This is a genomic window from Mycobacterium sp. 050272, from assembly GCF_039023525.1.
Classification (GTDB): Bacteria; Actinomycetota; Actinomycetes; order Mycobacteriales; family Mycobacteriaceae; genus Mycobacterium.
This window is the reverse complement of record NZ_JBCHKV010000007.1, coordinates 174,907-191,162: the sequence shown is the minus strand read 5'-3', so window position 1 is coordinate 191,162 and position 16,256 is coordinate 174,907. Positions and strand designations below refer to the sequence as shown.

General features: G+C 68.3%; 17 protein-coding genes. 10 read left to right on the top strand and 7 right to left on the bottom strand.

The genetic code is table 11. The features are described from left to right. Nucleotides 1-183: 183 nt before the first annotated feature. Nucleotides 184-576 carry a hypothetical protein gene (locus AAHS21_RS16425; protein ID WP_342928722.1) on the bottom strand — a complete coding sequence of 131 codons (393 nt, stop codon included), beginning with the start codon at nt 574-576 and terminating at the stop codon, nt 184-186. Nucleotides 577-737: 161 nt separating this feature from the next. Here AAHS21_RS16425 and AAHS21_RS16420 point away from each other — a divergent pair, with 161 nt between their 5' ends. Genes AAHS21_RS16420 through AAHS21_RS16405 form a run of 4 tightly spaced genes read left to right on the top strand, consistent with a single transcriptional unit; the run spans nt 738 to nt 4,392 of the window. Beyond that, nucleotides 738-2,042, top strand: coding sequence for an adenosylmethionine--8-amino-7-oxononanoate transaminase (locus tag AAHS21_RS16420; RefSeq protein WP_342928664.1), 1,305 nt, complete (start codon nt 738-740; stop codon nt 2,040-2,042). A 6-nt stretch (nt 2,043-2,048) separates the two neighbouring features. After that, entirely contained in the window at nt 2,049-3,197 is a 1,149-nt protein-coding gene (locus AAHS21_RS16415; protein ID WP_342928663.1) for an 8-amino-7-oxononanoate synthase, read from the top strand. Beyond that, nucleotides 3,194-3,886, top strand: a complete 693-nt coding sequence (bioD, locus tag AAHS21_RS16410; protein ID WP_342928662.1) for an ATP-dependent dethiobiotin synthetase BioD — start codon at nt 3,194-3,196, stop codon at nt 3,884-3,886. Before AAHS21_RS16415 ends, bioD begins: the two co-directional genes overlap by 4 nt. Then, a complete protein-coding gene (locus AAHS21_RS16405; RefSeq protein ID WP_342928661.1) occupies nt 3,886-4,392 on the top strand; it encodes a 2'-5' RNA ligase family protein in 507 nt (168 codons plus the stop codon). Before bioD ends, AAHS21_RS16405 begins: the two co-directional genes overlap by 1 nt. On the opposite strand, the gene AAHS21_RS16400 is transcribed toward AAHS21_RS16405, so the two are convergent. The 4 genes from AAHS21_RS16400 to AAHS21_RS16385 all read right to left on the bottom strand — a co-directional run bounded on the left by AAHS21_RS16400 (nt 4,389) and on the right by AAHS21_RS16385 (nt 8,421). Beyond that, entirely contained in the window at nt 4,389-5,741 is a 1,353-nt protein-coding gene (locus AAHS21_RS16400) for a hypothetical protein (RefSeq protein ID WP_342928660.1), read from the bottom strand. The genes AAHS21_RS16405 and AAHS21_RS16400 overlap by 4 nt on opposite strands. Then, nucleotides 5,738-6,100 carry a hypothetical protein gene (locus AAHS21_RS16395; RefSeq protein ID WP_342928659.1) on the bottom strand — a complete coding sequence of 121 codons (363 nt, stop codon included), beginning with the start codon at nt 6,098-6,100 and terminating at the stop codon, nt 5,738-5,740. Before AAHS21_RS16395 ends, AAHS21_RS16400 begins: the two co-directional genes overlap by 4 nt. 4 nt (nt 6,101-6,104) lie before the next feature. Further along, nucleotides 6,105-7,940: a hypothetical protein gene (locus AAHS21_RS16390; protein WP_342928658.1), complete on the bottom strand. Its 1,836-nt coding sequence runs from the start codon at nt 7,938-7,940 to the stop codon at nt 6,105-6,107. Between the two features lie 292 nt (nt 7,941-8,232). After that, a complete protein-coding gene (locus AAHS21_RS16385) occupies nt 8,233-8,421 on the bottom strand; it encodes a hypothetical protein (protein WP_342928657.1) in 189 nt (62 codons plus the stop codon). A gap of 173 nt (nt 8,422-8,594) precedes the next feature. On the opposite strand from AAHS21_RS16385, the gene bioB reads away from it, so the two are divergent. The 3 genes from bioB to AAHS21_RS16370 are packed head-to-tail and all read left to right on the top strand — an operon-like array spanning nt 8,595 to nt 10,552. Continuing rightward, entirely contained in the window at nt 8,595-9,632 is a 1,038-nt protein-coding gene (bioB, locus tag AAHS21_RS16380; RefSeq protein ID WP_342928656.1) for a biotin synthase BioB, read from the top strand. Between the two features lie 30 nt (nt 9,633-9,662). Continuing rightward, nucleotides 9,663-9,890, top strand: a complete 228-nt coding sequence (locus AAHS21_RS16375) for a hypothetical protein (protein ID WP_096291074.1) — start codon at nt 9,663-9,665, stop codon at nt 9,888-9,890. Nucleotides 9,891-9,931: 41 nt separating this feature from the next. Continuing rightward, nucleotides 9,932-10,552, top strand: a complete 621-nt coding sequence (locus AAHS21_RS16370; protein WP_342928721.1) for a DUF2567 domain-containing protein — start codon at nt 9,932-9,934, stop codon at nt 10,550-10,552. A gap of 8 nt (nt 10,553-10,560) precedes the next feature. Here AAHS21_RS16370 and AAHS21_RS16365 read toward each other — a convergent pair whose 3' ends face one another. Both AAHS21_RS16365 and AAHS21_RS16360 read right to left on the bottom strand, forming a co-directional pair. Continuing rightward, a complete protein-coding gene (locus tag AAHS21_RS16365) occupies nt 10,561-11,901 on the bottom strand; it encodes a lipase family protein (protein WP_342928655.1) in 1,341 nt (446 codons plus the stop codon). Between the two features lie 112 nt (nt 11,902-12,013). Next, on the bottom strand, nt 12,014-12,736 hold the full coding sequence (locus AAHS21_RS16360; RefSeq protein ID WP_342928654.1) for an NUDIX domain-containing protein: 723 nt from the start codon (nt 12,734-12,736) through the stop codon (nt 12,014-12,016). Between the two features lie 46 nt (nt 12,737-12,782). On the opposite strand from AAHS21_RS16360, the gene nadA reads away from it, so the two are divergent. From nadA to nadC, 3 genes are read left to right on the top strand one after another with little or no spacing between them, the layout of a single operon-like run. After that, nucleotides 12,783-13,832, top strand: coding sequence for a quinolinate synthase NadA (gene nadA, locus AAHS21_RS16355; RefSeq protein WP_342928653.1), 1,050 nt, complete (start codon nt 12,783-12,785; stop codon nt 13,830-13,832). Beyond that, nucleotides 13,832-15,397: an L-aspartate oxidase gene (locus AAHS21_RS16350; RefSeq protein ID WP_342928652.1), complete on the top strand. Its 1,566-nt coding sequence runs from the start codon at nt 13,832-13,834 to the stop codon at nt 15,395-15,397. The genes nadA and AAHS21_RS16350 overlap by 1 nt, the downstream gene beginning before the upstream one ends. Continuing rightward, the gene (gene nadC / locus AAHS21_RS16345; RefSeq protein ID WP_342928651.1) at nt 15,397-16,251 is read left to right on the top strand and encodes a carboxylating nicotinate-nucleotide diphosphorylase; all 855 of its coding nucleotides are present in this window, start codon (nt 15,397-15,399) and stop codon (nt 16,249-16,251) included. The genes AAHS21_RS16350 and nadC overlap by 1 nt, the downstream gene beginning before the upstream one ends. The last annotated feature ends 5 nt before the right edge of the window (nt 16,252-16,256 follow it).

Below are 16,256 nucleotides of genomic sequence, written 5' to 3'. Positions count from 1 at the left end.
CTACAGAAACTTTTACAACAGAAATCGCGCCCGGAAAATAGCTGGTGAGGTCCACGAAAGATTTGCCGCTGGACCGTGACCGGATGGTGACTGCCGATCCCAAATCTTTATCGGCAGTTGTGATTTCGGTCTCACACCGGTGCTCGGCCGCAACGATTTACCAGCGCGCGCGGCGGGGGAGAATCAGTGCCAGTAGCGGGCGCTGAAGACGGTCAGCGCGTCGCCGATCACGGAGCTCACCATGATGATCGCGAGCGACAAAACCGGCCAGAAGGACATGTACCAGCCCTTCAGCAGGGAGACGAACGGGCCGATGCCCGCCGCGGCGATCGCGGCGCCGATCCCGCCCCACACCACCGGGTAGATATACACGTCGAGCTGGAAAGGAACCAGGCCGCACGACTCGTCCGAGCACACCTCGCCGAGGAAGCCGTAAAGCCGCGTCGGCCACGTCGTCGCCGTGGCCAGCACTACCAGCAGCGTCACCAGGGTGAGCGTGGCAACCAGGTCCCAGGGGGCTACCCGAAGCCGAATGACATGCGGCTTAGCGTCGGAGTCGTTGTCGCCGTAGGTCATTGGCCGGAAATCGCCCAACTCTTCGGCCTCGTGAGTCTGCTGTTGGGACTCGGGACGACCGCCGCGATGCGGGTCTTCGAACGGGTACGGCAAGGCCATGCCGATAGATGCTTCCCGATGGTCGGCTTTTGTGCGAGCCGGCTGCTTTACGCTCGGTCTCTATGCCTGCGGCGAGATCCGGGTTGACGCCCGAGCAAATCAGCGCGATCGACGCCGCCCATCTCTGGCACCCCTACAGCACCATCGGCAGTGAAGCCATCCCTCCGGTAGTGGCTATCGGTGCCCGTGGCGCCTGGTTGACGCTGGTCAGAGATGGTCAGCCGGTCGACGTGCTGGACGCGATGAGTTCCTGGTGGACCGCTATCCACGGCCACGGCCATCCGGTGCTGGACGCGGCGCTGACGGCCCAGCTGAGCTCGATGAACCACGTGATGTTCGGCGGGCTGACCCACGAACCGGCAGCCCGGCTCGCTCAGCTGCTGGTGCAGATCACCCCGGCCGGTCTGGAGACGGTGTTCTTCAGCGACTCCGGATCGGTAGCGGTCGAGGTCGCGGTCAAAATGGCGCTGCAGTACTGGCGCAGCCGCGGTCGATTCCGCAAGCACCGGCTGATGACCTGGCGGGGCGGCTACCACGGCGACACCTTCACCCCGATGAGCGTCTGCGACCCCGACGGCGGCATGCATTCGCTATGGACCGACATCCTGGCCGACCAGGTGTTCGCCCCGCAGGTGCCGCGCGACTACGACACCGCCTACAGCGTGGCGTTCGAGGAGCAGTTGACCCGCCACGCGACCGAGCTGGCGGCGGTGGTCGTCGAACCCGTGGTCCAGGGCGCCGGCGGCATGCGCTTCCACGACCCTCGCTACCTGGGCGACCTGCGCGAGATCTGCAGCCGACACGACGTGCTGCTGATCTTCGACGAGATCGCCACCGGGTTCGGCCGGACCGGCGAGCTGTTCGCCGCCGACCACGCCGGCGTCAGCCCGGACATCATGTGTGTCGGCAAGGCGCTGACCGGCGGATACCTCAGCCTGGCCGCCACGTTGTGCACCCAACACATCGCGCACACGATCAGCTCCGGGGAGGCCGGCGCATTGATGCACGGCCCGACGTTCATGGCCAACCCACTGGCCTGTGCGGTCTCGGTGGCCAGCGTCGAGGTGCTGCTGGGCCAGGACTGGCGGTCGCGCGTCGCCGACATCGCGGCCGGGCTCGCGGCGGGACTCGAGCCGGCCCGGGACCTGCCCGGCGTGGCCGATGTGCGGGTGTGCGGTGCCATCGGCGTCATCGAATGCGCCGCGCCGGTCGACCTCGCGGTGGCCACCCCGGCAGCGCTGGACCACGGCATCTGGCTACGCCCGTTCCGCAACCTGATCTACGCGATGCCGCCCTACGTCTGTGGGCCCGACGAGATCGCCCGGATCACCTCGGCGATGGTCGAGGTCGCGCGGCTCGTAGGCTGAACGCCAATGAAGACACCGATCGAGGTTTCCCCGCTGGCCTGGCTGGAGGCGGTGGAACAGCAGCGCCGCGAAGCCGGGCTGCGCCGCTCGCTGCGGCCGCGCCCCGCGGTCGCCACCGAGCTCGACCTGGCGTCCAACGACTACCTCGGCCTGTCGCAGCACCCCGACGTGATCGAGGGCGGCGTCGCGGCGCTGCGGATCTGGGGTGCCGGCGCCACCGGATCCCGCCTGGTCACCGGCGATACCGAACTGCACCAGCAATTCGAGGCCGAGCTCGCCGACTATGTCGGCGCCGCTGCCGGCCTGCTGTTCTCCTCCGGATACACCGCCAACCTCGGTACCGTCGTCGGGCTGTCCGGCCCGGGCTCGCTGCTGGTGTCGGAGGAGCGTTCACACGCATCGTTGGTGGACGCCTGCCGGCTGTCCCGCGCGCGGGTCGTGGTGACGCCGCACCGTGACGTGGATGCCGTCGACGCGGCCCTGGCCGCCCGCGCCGAGGAACGCGCCGTCGTCATCACCGAATCGGTGTTCAGCGCCGACGGCGTGCTGGCCCCGCTGCGCGAGCTGCACGAGGTCTGCCGGCGCCACGGCGCGCTGCTGATCGTCGACGAGGCACACGGCCTCGGGGTGCGCGGCGGCGGCCGCGGGCTGCTGCACGAGCTGGGACTCGCCGGTGCGCCCGACGTGGTGATGACCACGACGCTGTCCAAGGCACTCGGCAGCCAGGGCGGCATGGTGCTGGGACCCGCCGAGGTGCGCGCTCACCTGATCGATGCGGCCCGACCGTTCATCTTCGACACCGGCCTGGCTCCGGCTGCCGTCGGTGCGGCGATGGCCGCACTGCACCTGCTGCGTTCCGAGCCCTGGCGGCCCGAGGCGGTGTTGCGGCACGCCCGCGAGTTGGCCGATATCTGCGGCGTGTCCGAGAACCCGGTATCGGCGGTGGTGTCGGTGATCCTGGGCGACCCGGAGGTGGCGGTGGCCGCCGCGACCGCCTGCCTGGATGCCGGGGTGCGGGTGGGCTGCTTTCGGCCGCCCACCGTGGCCGCCGGGACGTCGCGGCTGCGGCTAACCGCGCGCGCGTCGCTCGACGCCGAGGAACTGCAGGTCGCCCGGCGGGTGCTGACCGATGTCCTTGCCGTGGCGCGCCGTTGACCGTCCTCGCCGTTACCGGTACCGGAACGGGGGTTGGCAAGACGATCGCCGTCGCGGCGCTGGCCTGTCACGCGCGGCTGGCCGGGATCGACGTCGCGGTGTGTAAACCCGCGCAGACCGGCACCGATTCCGGCGACGACGACCTCGCCGAGGTGACGCGGTTATCCGGCGTGACCGAAACGGCCGGCCTGGCGAGGTATCCGCAGGCATTGGCGCCCGTGGCCGCCGCCGAGCAGGCCGGGATGCCGCTGCCCACCGGCGATCAGATGCTGCGGCTCATCCGCGACCTGGACCGCCCTGCCCGGCTCACCCTGGTCGAGGGTGCCGGCGGGCTGCTGGTCGAACTCGCCCGGGGGGACGGGCATGCCGGCGTCACCCTGCGCGACCTCGCGATCGAGTTGGGTGCCGCCGTGCTGGTCACTGTCACCGCGGAACTGGGCACGCTGAACCACACTGCGCTTACTCTGGAATCGCTTGCTGGACAAGGGCTTTCATGTGCCGGACTGGTGATCGGCAGCTGGCCGTCGCGACCGACAGTGGTGGAGACGTCCAACCGTGGCGCCCTGGAGCGCATGGCGCCCGTGCGGGCCGCGCTGCCCGCCGGGGCCGGTGCGCTGAGCGTCGACGACTTCGCCACGATGAGCGCCGCGGCATTCAACCGTGACTGGGTGAGCGCACTGGCCGGCTGATGGTCCATTCGATCGAGTTGCTGTTCGACCGCGACACCGAGGCGGCGCTGCGGCGGATCTGGGACGATTTGGCCGCCGCCGACCTGCCTTGCCGGATACCGCCCGGACGTCCGCACGTGACGGTCGTTGTCGCCGAACGCATCGACCCGGCCGTCGACGAGGCGCTGCGGCCGGTGCTGCGGCGGCTGCCGTTGCGCTGCGCGATCGGAGCGCCGGTCTTGTTCGGCCGGTCCAATGTCGTGTTCGCCCGGCTGATCCTGCCCAGCGCCGAGTTGTTGGATCTGCACGCCGAAGTCCACCGCCTGGCCGCCGCGCATCTGATGCCCGCCCCGCTGCCGAACAGTCTTCCCGGTCAGTGGACGGCCCACGTCACGCTGGCCCGGCGGATCGACGCCGACCAGCTGGGGCCAGCGCTGACCATCGCGGCCAACCCGGCGCAGCTCGACGGACACTTCGCCGGGTTACGTCGCTGGGACGGCGACGAACGCGTCGAGCACCTGCTCTAGCCGCCGAAGAGCAGGTACAGGCCGGTGAACGTATAGCCGACCATGACCAGCATCATGGTGAGCTGTCCGGTGAGCTGATGGCCGGCCGGCAACAGCCGCAGCGCCCGGTCATGTGCCGCGATCACCGCGACGATGTGCCCGGTCACCACGCAGGCCACCTTGATTCCGGCCAGCACCGGCGGGTGCTGGGACAACACATAGGCCACCGGTAAATGGGCCAGCCCCAACAGGTTCCAGCCGCGCCCCAACGGATCGGCCAGCGCGATTACGGCCTGCTGTCCGCGTTCCATCAGATAGGAGAGGTAGTGCGCGAAGATGTAGCCCACCACGATCGGGATCAGCGAGTGTGCTAGCTGACCGGGCAGGGCGCGTCGCTGCTCGCGGTTCACCCCGCCGGTTGCCCGGGCCGCAAGCGAAAAGGTTAGCGCGACAACCGAAATGAAGACCAGCAGCCCGACGGTCCGCAGCGCCGACGACACCAGCGTCGGCGGCATGTCGTGCGCCAGCCGGGAGAGCCGATCGGCGAAGTCGCGCCAGGTCGGCGACGACGAGTAGCTGTCGAACGCCGTCGACCCGAGTAGTACCGCCAGCATCGCGACCACACCGGGTCGCACCGGCAGCGACGGCAGGTGGTCGAACGGATTGCCGATGACGATCTGCCCGTTGGTTTTCGAGCGCCAAAACGGAGACAGTCGCGACACCGCCATGCTGTACACACCGAACGGGTCGACCCTGGCCAGCCAGCGTTGCCCGCACAGCCACGCCCCGACCAGCAACACAGACGCGTAGATCAGCAACCAACCCCGCACCCAGGGCAGCGACGCCGAGTCCGGGCTCGCCAACTCCAGCCACACGAAGGCGAACAGTCCGACCGCGGCCGGACGGTAACCCCAGCTCTGCGGGTAGCGCAGTCGCGGCCGGCTCAGCCGCTCGGGCGCGGCGCGGCGCGCCAGCAGGTACACCGTGCGCACCGGGGAGATGACCCGCCACACCGGGCCGAACGCCAGCGACACCGCGACCAGCCCGACCCACAGCAGCACGTAAAACGCCCCGAGCAGCCCGTTGGCGCGCGTCTGCGGACCCCAGAACCCGGCCAGCACCACCCATATCGCGAAGGCCAGCGCCACGGCCGCAACCGTCCAGCGGGTCGCGCGGGCGTCGACCAGCATCGTCACCCACGCGGGCAGCGGATGGCCGGGTGCATCAGGATCGAACCGTGGTCGCCGCCACGCGAACGCGACCAACGCGAACGTGAACGTCAGTGCCCACGCGGCGCCGACCATCGCGTACGCGTAGGGGACCGGAAGATCGCTCGATCCGCCCAGACCGTGCGCCAGCAGCCGCGTCACGGCTGGACTTGAATCGTCGCTATCGTCCGGTCCAAGTGGTGGAGTTCCACCTCGACATTGCCGGGGACCTCGACGCTGAAGTGAAACGTCTGGTTGGGTTCGGCGGCGACCGCAAACTTGTGATCGGGCACCGAGTGCACATGCAGTTCATCGGGCGCGTCGCTGGTGACGTGCAGGACGATCTGCTGTTTGACCTTCGCTTGCAGTACCGCGTTGGTCGGGGTCACCTGCTTCTGGACGATCTTCACGTCGATGTCCAGGGCGCCGGACGCAGGCTGGCCCTTGGGACCGCCGCAGGCGATCAGGCCGCACATCAACACCGTCACCCACGCCGCATTGAGCGTGCCGCGCCACGTCATCGGCTCAGGCCGCCCGCGGTAGTGGTTGTTTTTCCTCGACCGGTTCCGGTTCGGACAGCGCGTCGTTGATGCGGCCCGCACCCCACGTCAGAGCGGCGATCACCATCAGCGTCAGGACCAGCACGACCAGCGAACCGGCGTTGTACAGCCAGCTGGGAGCGTTCTGGTCGCGTTCGCGCTGCAGGATGGTGATCTCGTGCACGAACGGCCGGTCGATCGAGGACAGCGCGGGAACCTCGGCCGCGGGAATGGCGTCGTCGGCCGGCTCATAAATCGGCACGCCAGCCATCGTGTAACCGTCCTGAATCCGCAGCAGCGTCTTCCACGATCCCCAGACCGGGACCGGCTGCGTGGACCGGTAGTGGCCCGGTCCGACTTTCTCGAGCCGGTCGATCACCAGGCCGCGCTGGTTTTCCATGCGGCCCTGCCAGGACAGAATTGTCAGCCAATCCGGTTGCGGGCCAACGGCATCGGGCGGTGTGAGTTGCACATCCGCGGACACCATGCGCTGACCTGCGGCGCTGGGCAGCTCGGTCAGCGTGATGGCGGCCTTGCCGTGCTCGGGCACCACGATGTGCAGGCCGTTGGCCACCGCGCCACCGATCACCAGGACGGTGGCCGCCACCGTCGAGATGCCGATCCAGCGGTGCGGCAGCCGCTGGCCGGTCAGCACCATGCCGAACAGCGCCCCGCACATTCCGGAGAGCACCCCCACCGGGACCGCCATCGCCAGGGCCTCGCCCCACATGCCGACCGGCCACGGGTAGTGGTACACCGCTGCGATCCACAGCGATTCCAGCCACAGCCCGAACGTCGCCACGCCCAACCCGGACACGGCGCCAAAAACGATGGGGCGCTTGAACACCGGCGTCAGCGCGACCAGTTCGACCGCCAGCGCGGGGCCCAGGTACAGGGGGAACCAGTTGATCGGTGCGCCCAGGATCGGACCCACCAGCAACGCGACCCCACCGCGCAGCGCGATGGCGAACAGCGCCGCGATGATCGCGGCGCCGCGGCCCATCGTGACGCGGGCGGCAACGGCCGCCAGAGCGGACGCGAAGGCGATCATCATCGGCTGCAACACCAGCCGGAACTGCTCGACACCGAAGTCGTATTCGATCTGGTAGACCGACAGCCCGATGAACATGCCGCCGAAGGACAAGTACCGCAGGAAGGTGATGAAAGCGCCCTTGGCGGCTTCCACGGCCTGCTGGGCCTCACCTTCACGTTCCAGCATCAGCACCGCGAACAGTGAAAAGCAGGCGCCGCCGATCATCATCAAATGTGTTGGGCCCCAAAGGGTGACGTCTTGCCCGAAGGTGCGGTGCCAGATGTCGTCGAGCGGGAAGCCGATCATCGCGTAGAGGCCGCAGCCGGCCATCAGCACGCCGCCGACCGGTGCGTGCCAGTTGCGGGTGATACGCACCGCCGCCGGGCCGGGTTTCTCGTATGGGATGACGATCGCGATCATGCCGGCCAGGAACACGCCGAACAGGCCGATAATGATGAAGTAGTGCGCCGGGTTGGCCAATGGCCCGGGATCGCGGCCGTTACCGATGTGCCAGCTGACGTCCCAGATGAAGCCGAACAGCGCGCAGATGATCGACGTCGTAAAAACCAGGACCGGCAGCGCCACCCAGTTCGGGCGATGGAATTTCTCGCCGAGTTTGTCGGCCAGGCGGGTCAACCAGGTAATGCGACGAGAGCGGTGCGCATGGCCCACCCACAACATGACCAGCGTGATGACCATCGCGGCCACCGTCAGGCCGATCACCTGGTTGAGTCCGGCTCCGCGAGCCGACGGCTCGGCAATGAATGTCAGTTCCGTCGAGGAGTTCATCGTCAAACCCTTCCAACACCACCGGGTCCGCGAGATGTGATCCAGCTCGCAGAAGGCGGAATGCCCAAATCGCGGCCCGGTCAATCGCGCTTATTCGTCAGTTGCGTCGGATCGCCGGCCAGCGTGCTTCGTTCTCCGGCAGCAGCAACCCACGATTCTGCAGGTTACCCGGGAGTAGCTAGTTAACGCAAGGCTTGGGTGAACATACGTACACAGTAGATATTGTCGCCGTAATGCGTTGGGCCAGGGATTATGACCCGTTGCTGGACGATTCGGTGAACAGATTCGATCGTCATTCACGCCTGTCCTCGGCCGTCTCCGTGCCGGAGGCCGCGTTGACATCGTCGTCGGTTCGTCCGGTGCGCCGGTCCTTCAACGCGGCGTAGAGGATCACGGCGACGACGACTACGGCCGGCAAGAAGGCCGGCAGCGCCAACAGAAGCATGTGGTGTGCCAGGTACACGACATAATCAGTGGCCATGGTTCCCCTATACCCCTGAAGTCGCCGTATCCACCGCCGCGCCTCGCCCGTGTCGCGGGCGGGCACGCGCGGGCCGTTACCCTACGTTGAATACCGTTTCGTTCAGGCTGCCACGACGTGGCGGCGGATGTGACCGCGAACGCGGACGCGACAAAGATGCAGGGGAGCACTGGGTGACTCAAGCGGCAACTCGACCCACCACCGAAGCCGGCGATCAAGCAGACATCCTGGCGGTAGCCCGCCAGCAGGTGCTCGAGGGCGGCGAGGGATTGAGCCGGGACCAGGTCCTGCAGGTTTTGCAACTGCCCGACGACCGGCTCGAGGAGCTGCTGGCGCTGGCCCACGAGGTGCGGATGCGCTGGTGCGGCCCCGAGGTCGAGGTCGAGGGCATCATCAGCCTCAAGACCGGCGGCTGTCCCGAGGACTGCCACTTCTGCTCCCAATCCGGGCTGTTCGCCTCGCCGGTGCGCAGCGCCTGGCTGGACATCCCGAGCCTGGTCGAAGCCGCCAAGCAAACCGCGAAGTCGGGTGCCACCGAATTCTGCATCGTGGCTGCGGTACGCGGTCCGGACAAGCGGCTGATGTCCCAGGTCGCCGCCGGCATCGAGGCGATTCGCAACGAGGTCGAGATCAACGTCGCCTGCTCGCTGGGCATGCTGACCGCCGAGCAGGTCGACGAGCTCGCCGCGATGGGCGTACACCGCTACAACCACAACCTGGAGACCGCGAAGTCGTTCTTCACCAACGTTGTCACCACCCACACCTGGGAAGAGCGCTGGCAGACGCTGACGATGGTGCGCGACGCGGGCATGGAGGTGTGCTGCGGCGGCATCCTCGGCATGGGAGAAACCCTGGAGCAGCGCGCGGAATTCGCCGCCGACCTGGCCGAGCTGGGCCCCGACGAGGTGCCGCTGAACTTCCTCAACCCGCGGCCCGGCACGCCGTTCGGCGACCTCGAGGTGATGCCGGTCAGCGAAGCACTGAAGTCGGTGGCCGCGTTCCGGCTGGCGCTGCCGCGCACCATGCTGCGGTTCGCCGGTGGCCGGGAGATCACCTTGGGCGACCTCGGCGCCAAGCAGGGCATCCTGGGCGGGATCAACGCCGTGATCGTCGGGAACTATCTGACCACCCTGGGCCGCCCCGCCGAATCCGATCTGGAACTGCTCGAGGATCTGCAGATGCCGATCAAGGCGCTCAATGCCACTCTCTAAGCCACGCTGTAGCGGCTAGGTTTGAGTCTCGTGGTGGGAGATCTGGGCGCTCCGGTCAGCGCCGGCGTCTACAACGTCTACACCGGGGAATTGGGGGGTACGACGGTGCCTACCGCGGCCCAGCTGGGCCTCGAACCGCCGCGCTTCTGCGCCGAATGTGGACGCCGGATGATCGTTCAGGTTCGCCCCGACGGCTGGCGCGCGCGCTGTTCGCGGCACGGCGAGGTGGACTCGGCGGATCTGGAGACTCAGCGGTGACCGAACCCTGGACGCCCGCGGCCCCCGAGCCCGCGGTACCAATGGCCGCGCAGCCCGCTGGTCCGTCGCGGGTGCGCGCGATGATCGTTGCGGTCCTCGGGCTTTCGGCGACCGGGGTGTTGGTGGGCGGTCTGTGGGCGTGGATGGCCCCGCCGATTCACTTGGTGGTGGCGATCACCCGCTCCGGCGAGCGGGTGCATGACTACCTGGGTACCGAGTCTGCACACTTCTTCGACGTGCCGTGCCTGATGCTGGGTCTATTGACGGTGCTGGCCGTGGTGGCGTCGGTGCTGGCGTGGCAGTGGCGCCGGCTGCGGGGCCCGGGCATGGTCGTCGGCCTGACACTCGGCATGGTCGGTGCGGCTGGCGTGGCATCGGCAGTGGGGGCGGTGCTGGCCCTGCTGCGCTACGGCGCGCTCGACGTCGACAAGGTGCCGGTGGTGGGCAGCCCCGCCGTGTCCTACGTCATCCAGGCGCCGCCGGTGTTCTTCGGTCCCGGCCCGCTCCAGATCGCCATCACGCTGCTGTGGCCCGCCGCGATCGCCGCACTGGTCTATGCCCTGCTGGCGGCCGGAAGCGCCTATGACGACCTGGGCAGCTCAGGGCTGACCGATCAGCCGTTCCACGCGCAGCCGATGGAGCCTGAAGCCTCCGTCTCCTAGCGGACGCGTCACAGCGGACGGCGATGAATCTTTCGTCCGGTGAGGACCTTGGCCGCGATCACGCCCAGTCGCATCATGCCGGCGTAGGTCATGGGGTTGAACGCCGTCGGCCAAACGGTCCTGATCAGGTGCTCGTTGATCGGACGGCGGGCGAAGCGGTCGGTGAGCCAGCGCAGCGTCATCGGCGCCGACAGCGGGTGCAGGAGCATGTGCTCGTTGAACGCGTCGCGGTGGTAGGTGACGCTGGCGCCGCCGGCCGAATAGGCGTCCGCCAGCGCGTCGATGTCATGGACGTCGATCAGGTAGTCGTGGACGGCCTGCACGATCAGGACCGGCGGTGCGGGTGTCGCGACGCCGAGCTTGATGTTGTCGAAGACGTAGGACACCTCGGGAGTCGACAGGATGTCCTCGAGCGGCTCGTCGAGGTAGTCGCCCATGTTCTTGCCGGCCATTCGCAGCACGGCCTCGACCGTCGTCATCGACTCCAGCCGGTCCAGCAGGGCGCGTCCTTCGTCGTTGGTGTGCTCTTCGATGACCCTGTTCAAGTCGGGGTAGATGTGTGCCAGCGCGGCCACCACCATCGCGGGTAGGCCCGCCAGGAAGCCGCCGTTGAGGCGCCGGAAGGTGTGGCCCAGATCGCCGACCGGCGATCCCAGCACCGCCCCGACGACGTCCAGTTCGGGCGCGTAGTCAGCGCACATCTCGGCGGCCCAAGCGCTGGCCAGCCCGCCGCCGGAGTATCCCCACAGCCCGATCGGCGCCGATGTGGACGTCGGGATCCGCGACGAGTTCATGGCGGCCCGGATGCCGTCCAGGGTGCGGTAGCCGGGTTCGTAGGGGGCACCCCACATGCCCAGCAGTCCTTCGTGGTCGGGCACCGAGACCACCCAACCCTCGGCGACGGCCGCGGCGACGAGGAAGAGCTCCAATTGGGCGATGGAACCCAGCGCCTTCGATCTTCTGCGCAGCGCATAGGACGGAAAGCAGCGCGCCGACATGGCGTCGATCGCGCACTGGTAGGACAGCAGCGGGGTGTTCTGGCCGGCAACGCGTTCGGCCGGGACGAGGACCGTCGTCACGCACGCCTCGGGCGCGCCGTTCATGTCCGTGGTCCGGTAGAGCAGCTGGATGGCCGAAACCGATTGTGGAATCAGGCCGAGAAAGGCCAGTTCTACATCGCGGGAGCGCAGCACCGTGCCGGGCTCGGCGTGCTGGAAGCCGGACGGCGGCTGATAGAACGGGTCGTCTGAGGGCAGCAGCGGGCGCGCGTTGGGCTGCAAAGCCTCGTGTGCCGGCCGACCGATCCATTCCGCACCGTCGGTACCTGCCAAATTGCCGAGTTCAACCAATTCAGGATCCCTTCTAGGCCATCGGGCATTTTCGCGCATGAACAGTCGGTAACCAAACTGTAATGGCCAGCGTGTCAGCGATTGCTCGTCAAGCGGGCGCCGGTGATGCAGATCAAGGCTGGCCGGGCGGCCGCAGCGCGGCGAATTCGTCAGTGACTCGCAGCGCGGCGTCGGTGAAGTGGTACAACGCGGCCGGTCGCCCCCCGCTGCGGCCCGACTGCGCGATGGTGCCGGTCTGGGTGATCACGCCGCGACGGGCCAGCACTCGCTGCAGATTCGTCGCGTCCACTTGGTAGCCCAGGGTTGCGCTGTAGATGTCACGCAACGTGGAGAGTGCGAATTCCTTTGGTGCCAAAGCGAATCCGATGTTGGTGTAGGACATCTTGGCGACCAGCCGGGCATGCGCGTGCGTCACCATCGGGCCGTGATCGAACGCCATCGGCGGTAGCGCGCTCACCGGATGCCACCGGGTGTCCGGCGGCAGCTCCGGAGTGGCGGGGGAGGGCACCAGGCCCAGGAATGTCGAAGCGATCACCCGGGCGCCCGGCACCCTGCCCGGGTCGGAGAACACGGCGAGCTGCTCGAGGTGAGCCAGCTCGCGCAGATCCACTTTTTCGGCCAGCTGGCGCCGCACCGAGGTGGTCATGTCCTCGTCGTTGCGCAACCGTCCGCCCGGCAGCGACCAGGAGCCGCGTTGCGGATCGCGCGCACGCTGCCATAACAGCACGTTAAGCTGCGGTTTTCCCTTTCGGGAGGCTCCCTTAACCTGCTCGGTAGCCTGGCGAACCTGGAACACGACCGCGAGCACTTCATGCGCGGTGCTACCATTGGGCATGTTTTCGATTGTAAGTCGAAAACCTCCTAGGTCGAAAGGAGTCGCCGTGACGGTCATGAATCGCATGGACACGCTCGCCGAAGACATGGTTGCCAGCATCACCGACTCGCCCACCGGCTACCGCGGCGTGGACGGTGATGAGCAGTGGGCCAGCGAGATTCGCCGCCTGGCGAACCTGCGGGGCGCCACCGTCCTCGCGCACAACTACCAGCTGCCCGCGATTCAGGACGTCGCCGATCACGTCGGCGATTCGCTCGCGCTGTCGCGCATCGCCGCCGAAGCACCGGAGGACACCATCGTGTTCTGCGGCGTGCACTTCATGGCCGAGACGGCCAAGATTCTGAGCCCGCAGAAAACCGTGCTGATCCCGGATCAGCGGGCGGGTTGCTCGCTGGCCGATTCGATCACCCCCGAGGAGCTGAGCGCCTGGAAGGACGAGCACCCCGGCGCCGTCGTCGTCTCCTACGTCAACACCACCGCGGCCGTGAAGGCGCTCACCGACATTTGCTGCACCTCGTCCAACGCGGTCGACGTGGTCGAGTCGATCGACCCCGACCGTGAGGTGCTGTTCTGCCCGGACCAATTCCTCGGTGCCCACGTGCGCCGGGTGACCGGCCGCAAGAACGTCCACGTGTGGGCCGGTGAATGCCACGTGCACGCCGGAATCAACGGCGATGAGCTCACCGATCAGGCCCGCGCCAATCCCGATGCCGAACTGTATGTGCACCCCGAATGTGGTTGTGCGACTTCGGCGTTGTATCTCGCGGGTGAGGGAGCCTTTCCCGCCGAGCGGGTCAAGATCCTTTCCACCGGCGGCATGCTGGACGCGGCACATCAGACGCGGGCCCGCAAGGTCCTGGTCGCCACCGAGGTCGGCATGCTGCACCAATTGCGCCGCGCCGCACCGCAAGTCGATTTCCAAGCAGTCAACGACCGCGCGTCCTGCAAGTACATGAAGATGATCACCCCCGCGGCGTTGTTGCGCTGCCTGGTCGACGGCGCCGACGAGGTTCACGTTGACCCGGAAACCGCGGCGGCGGGCCGGCGCAGCGTGCAGCGCATGATCGAGATCGGCCAGCCGGGCGGCGGCGAATGATGACCCGTCCCGCTTGGACCGCTAGCGCCGACGTCGTCGTAATCGGCACGGGTGTAGGGGGATTGGCCGCCGCGCTGGCGGCTCACCGGGCCGGCCGCAACGCCATCGTGCTCAGCAAGGCCGAAGAAACCCACGGGGTCACCGCTACGCACTACGCGCAGGGCGGTATCGCGGTCGTGCTGCCGGACAACGACGACTCGGTCGAGGCGCACGTCGCCGACACCCTGGCCGCGGGTGCCGGGATGTGCGATCCCGGCGCGGTCTACTCGATTGTCGCTGACGGCTACCGTGCGGTCAGCGAACTGGTCTGCGACGGTGCGCGATTCGACGAATCAATGCCCGGCCAGTGGGCGCTGACCCGCGAGGGCGGGCACTCGCGGCGGCGCATCGTTCATGCCGGGGGCGACGCCACCGGCGCCGAGGTGCAGCGGGCACTCGACCATGCCGCCCGGATGCTGGACATCCGCAGCAGCCACGTGGCGCTGCGGGTGCTGCATGACGGCGCGGCGGTGACCGGCGTCGCCGTGGGCAATCCGGACGGCATCGGGATCATCAGCGCGCCGTCGGTGATCCTGGCCTCCGGCGGCCTCGGGCATCTCTACAGCGCGACCACCAACCCGGACGGATCCACCGGCGACGGAATCGCTTTGGCGTTGTGGGCCGGCGTGGCGGTCAGCGATCTCGAGTTCATCCAGTTCCACCCCACCATGCTGTTCGGTGGCCAGGCCGGCGGTCGCCGGCCGCTGATCACCGAAGCCATCCGCGGTGAAGGTGCGGTATTGGTTGACCGGCAAGGCAACTCGGTCACCGCGGGAGTGCACCCGATGGGAGACCTAGCGCCGCGCGATGTCGTCGCGGGGGCCATCGACGCACGGCTGAGGGCCACCGGTGACGAATGCGTCTTCCTCGACGCGCGCGGCATCGACGGCTTTGCGGCGCGGTTCCCCAACGTCACCGCCGCGTGCCGGGCAGCCGGTGTCGATCCGGTCCGCCAACCCATCCCGGTGGTACCCGGCGCGCACTACAGCTGCGGTGGCGTGGTCACCGACGTGCACGGCCGCACAGAATTGCCTGGGTTGTTCGCCGCCGGGGAGGTGGCTCGCACCGGCATGCACGGGGCGAATCGCTTGGCGTCCAACAGCTTGCTGGAAGGTCTGGTGGTGGGTGGCCGTGCCGGGAAGGCCGCTTCGACGCATGCGCTGGCGACCGGACGGGCGCTCGCGGCTCCGCCCGAGCCGATCGCGCACACCGCGTCGAAACGCCGCGAACTGCAATCCGCGATGACTCGCGACGCGTCGGTGGTCCGCGACGCCTCCGGCCTGCAGCGGCTGTCCGAGACGCTGTCCCGGGCGCGGGTCCGCGCGATCGAGGGCCGTCGCGACTTCGAGGACGTCGCGTTGACGCTCACCGCCCGCGCGGTGGCTGCCGCGGCGTTGGCCCGCAGCGAAAGCCGGGGCTGCCATCACCGCGCCGAATACCCGGAGTCCGCGCCGGACAAGGCCCGCAGCATCATGGTCCGGTCAGCCGACACGGTGTACGCCGAAGACCTGGCGGCGGTGTCCTGATGACGTTGTCCGACGCCGAGCTGGCCGTCGCCCTCGACACCGTCCGGCGCGGCCTGGACGAGGATCTGCGCTACGGCCCCGACATCACCACGCTCGCGACGGTGCCCGCCGGCGACGCGACGGCGGCCATGGTGCCCCGGGAAGCCGGCGTCATCGCCGGATTGGATGTCGGACTGCTGGTGCTCGACGAGGTGCTCGGCGCCGACGGTTATCAGGTGCTCGACCGCGTCGCCGACGGTGCCCGCGTGCAGCCCGGCCAGCCCGTCTTGACCGTGCGGGCCGAGAACCGTGGGCTGTTGACCGCCGAGCGCACGATGCTGAACCTGATCTGTCACCTGTCGGGGATCGCCACCGCCACGGCGGCCTGGGTGGACGCCGTCAGCGGCACCAAGGCGCAGGTCCGCGATACCCGCAAGACGCTGCCCGGCCTGCGCGCCCTGCAGAAGTACGCGGTTCGCATCGGCGGCGGGGTCAACCACCGCCTCGGGCTGGGCGATGCCGCACTGATCAAGGACAACCACGTGGCTGCCGCCGGATCGGTTGTCGCGGCGCTGCAGGCGGTGCGCGAGGCCGCACCCGATCTACCGTGCGAGGTCGAAGTCGACTCGCTCGAGCAGCTCGACGAGGTACTGCCCGAGAAGCCGGAGTTGATCCTGTTGGACAATTTCCCGGTGTGGCAAACCCAGATCGCGGTGCAGCGTCGTGACTCCCGCGCGCCCGCGGTGCTGCTGGAGTCCTCGGGGGGCCTGAGCCTGCAGACCGCGGCGGATTACGCCGGCACCGGCGTGGACTATCTGGCCGTCGGCGCGCTGACGCACTCGGTCCGCGTGCTTGATATCGGGCTGGACATGTAGGGCTG

Excerpts from the sequence above, each read along its gene's own strand:
- AAHS21_RS16425 (WP_342928722.1), bottom strand. The coding sequence starts at position 576 with ATGACCTACGGCGACAACGACTCCGACGCTAAGCCGCATGTCATTCGG.
- AAHS21_RS16420 (WP_342928664.1), top strand. The coding sequence starts at position 738 with ATGCCTGCGGCGAGATCCGGGTTGACGCCCGAGCAAATCAGCGCGATC.
- AAHS21_RS16415 (WP_342928663.1), top strand. The coding sequence starts at position 2,049 with ATGAAGACACCGATCGAGGTTTCCCCGCTGGCCTGGCTGGAGGCGGTG.
- AAHS21_RS16405 (WP_342928661.1), top strand. The coding sequence starts at position 3,886 with ATGGTCCATTCGATCGAGTTGCTGTTCGACCGCGACACCGAGGCGGCG.
- AAHS21_RS16395 (WP_342928659.1), bottom strand. The coding sequence starts at position 6,100 with ATGACGTGGCGCGGCACGCTCAATGCGGCGTGGGTGACGGTGTTGATG.
- AAHS21_RS16390 (WP_342928658.1), bottom strand. The coding sequence starts at position 7,940 with ATGAACTCCTCGACGGAACTGACATTCATTGCCGAGCCGTCGGCTCGC.
- AAHS21_RS16385 (WP_342928657.1), bottom strand. The coding sequence starts at position 8,421 with ATGGCCACTGATTATGTCGTGTACCTGGCACACCACATGCTTCTGTTG.
- AAHS21_RS16370 (WP_342928721.1), top strand. The coding sequence starts at position 9,932 with ATGGCCGCGCAGCCCGCTGGTCCGTCGCGGGTGCGCGCGATGATCGTT.
- AAHS21_RS16360 (WP_342928654.1), bottom strand. The coding sequence starts at position 12,736 with ATGCCCAATGGTAGCACCGCGCATGAAGTGCTCGCGGTCGTGTTCCAG.
- AAHS21_RS16350 (WP_342928652.1), top strand. The coding sequence starts at position 13,832 with ATGACCCGTCCCGCTTGGACCGCTAGCGCCGACGTCGTCGTAATCGGC.
- nadC (WP_342928651.1), top strand. The coding sequence starts at position 15,397 with ATGACGTTGTCCGACGCCGAGCTGGCCGTCGCCCTCGACACCGTCCGG.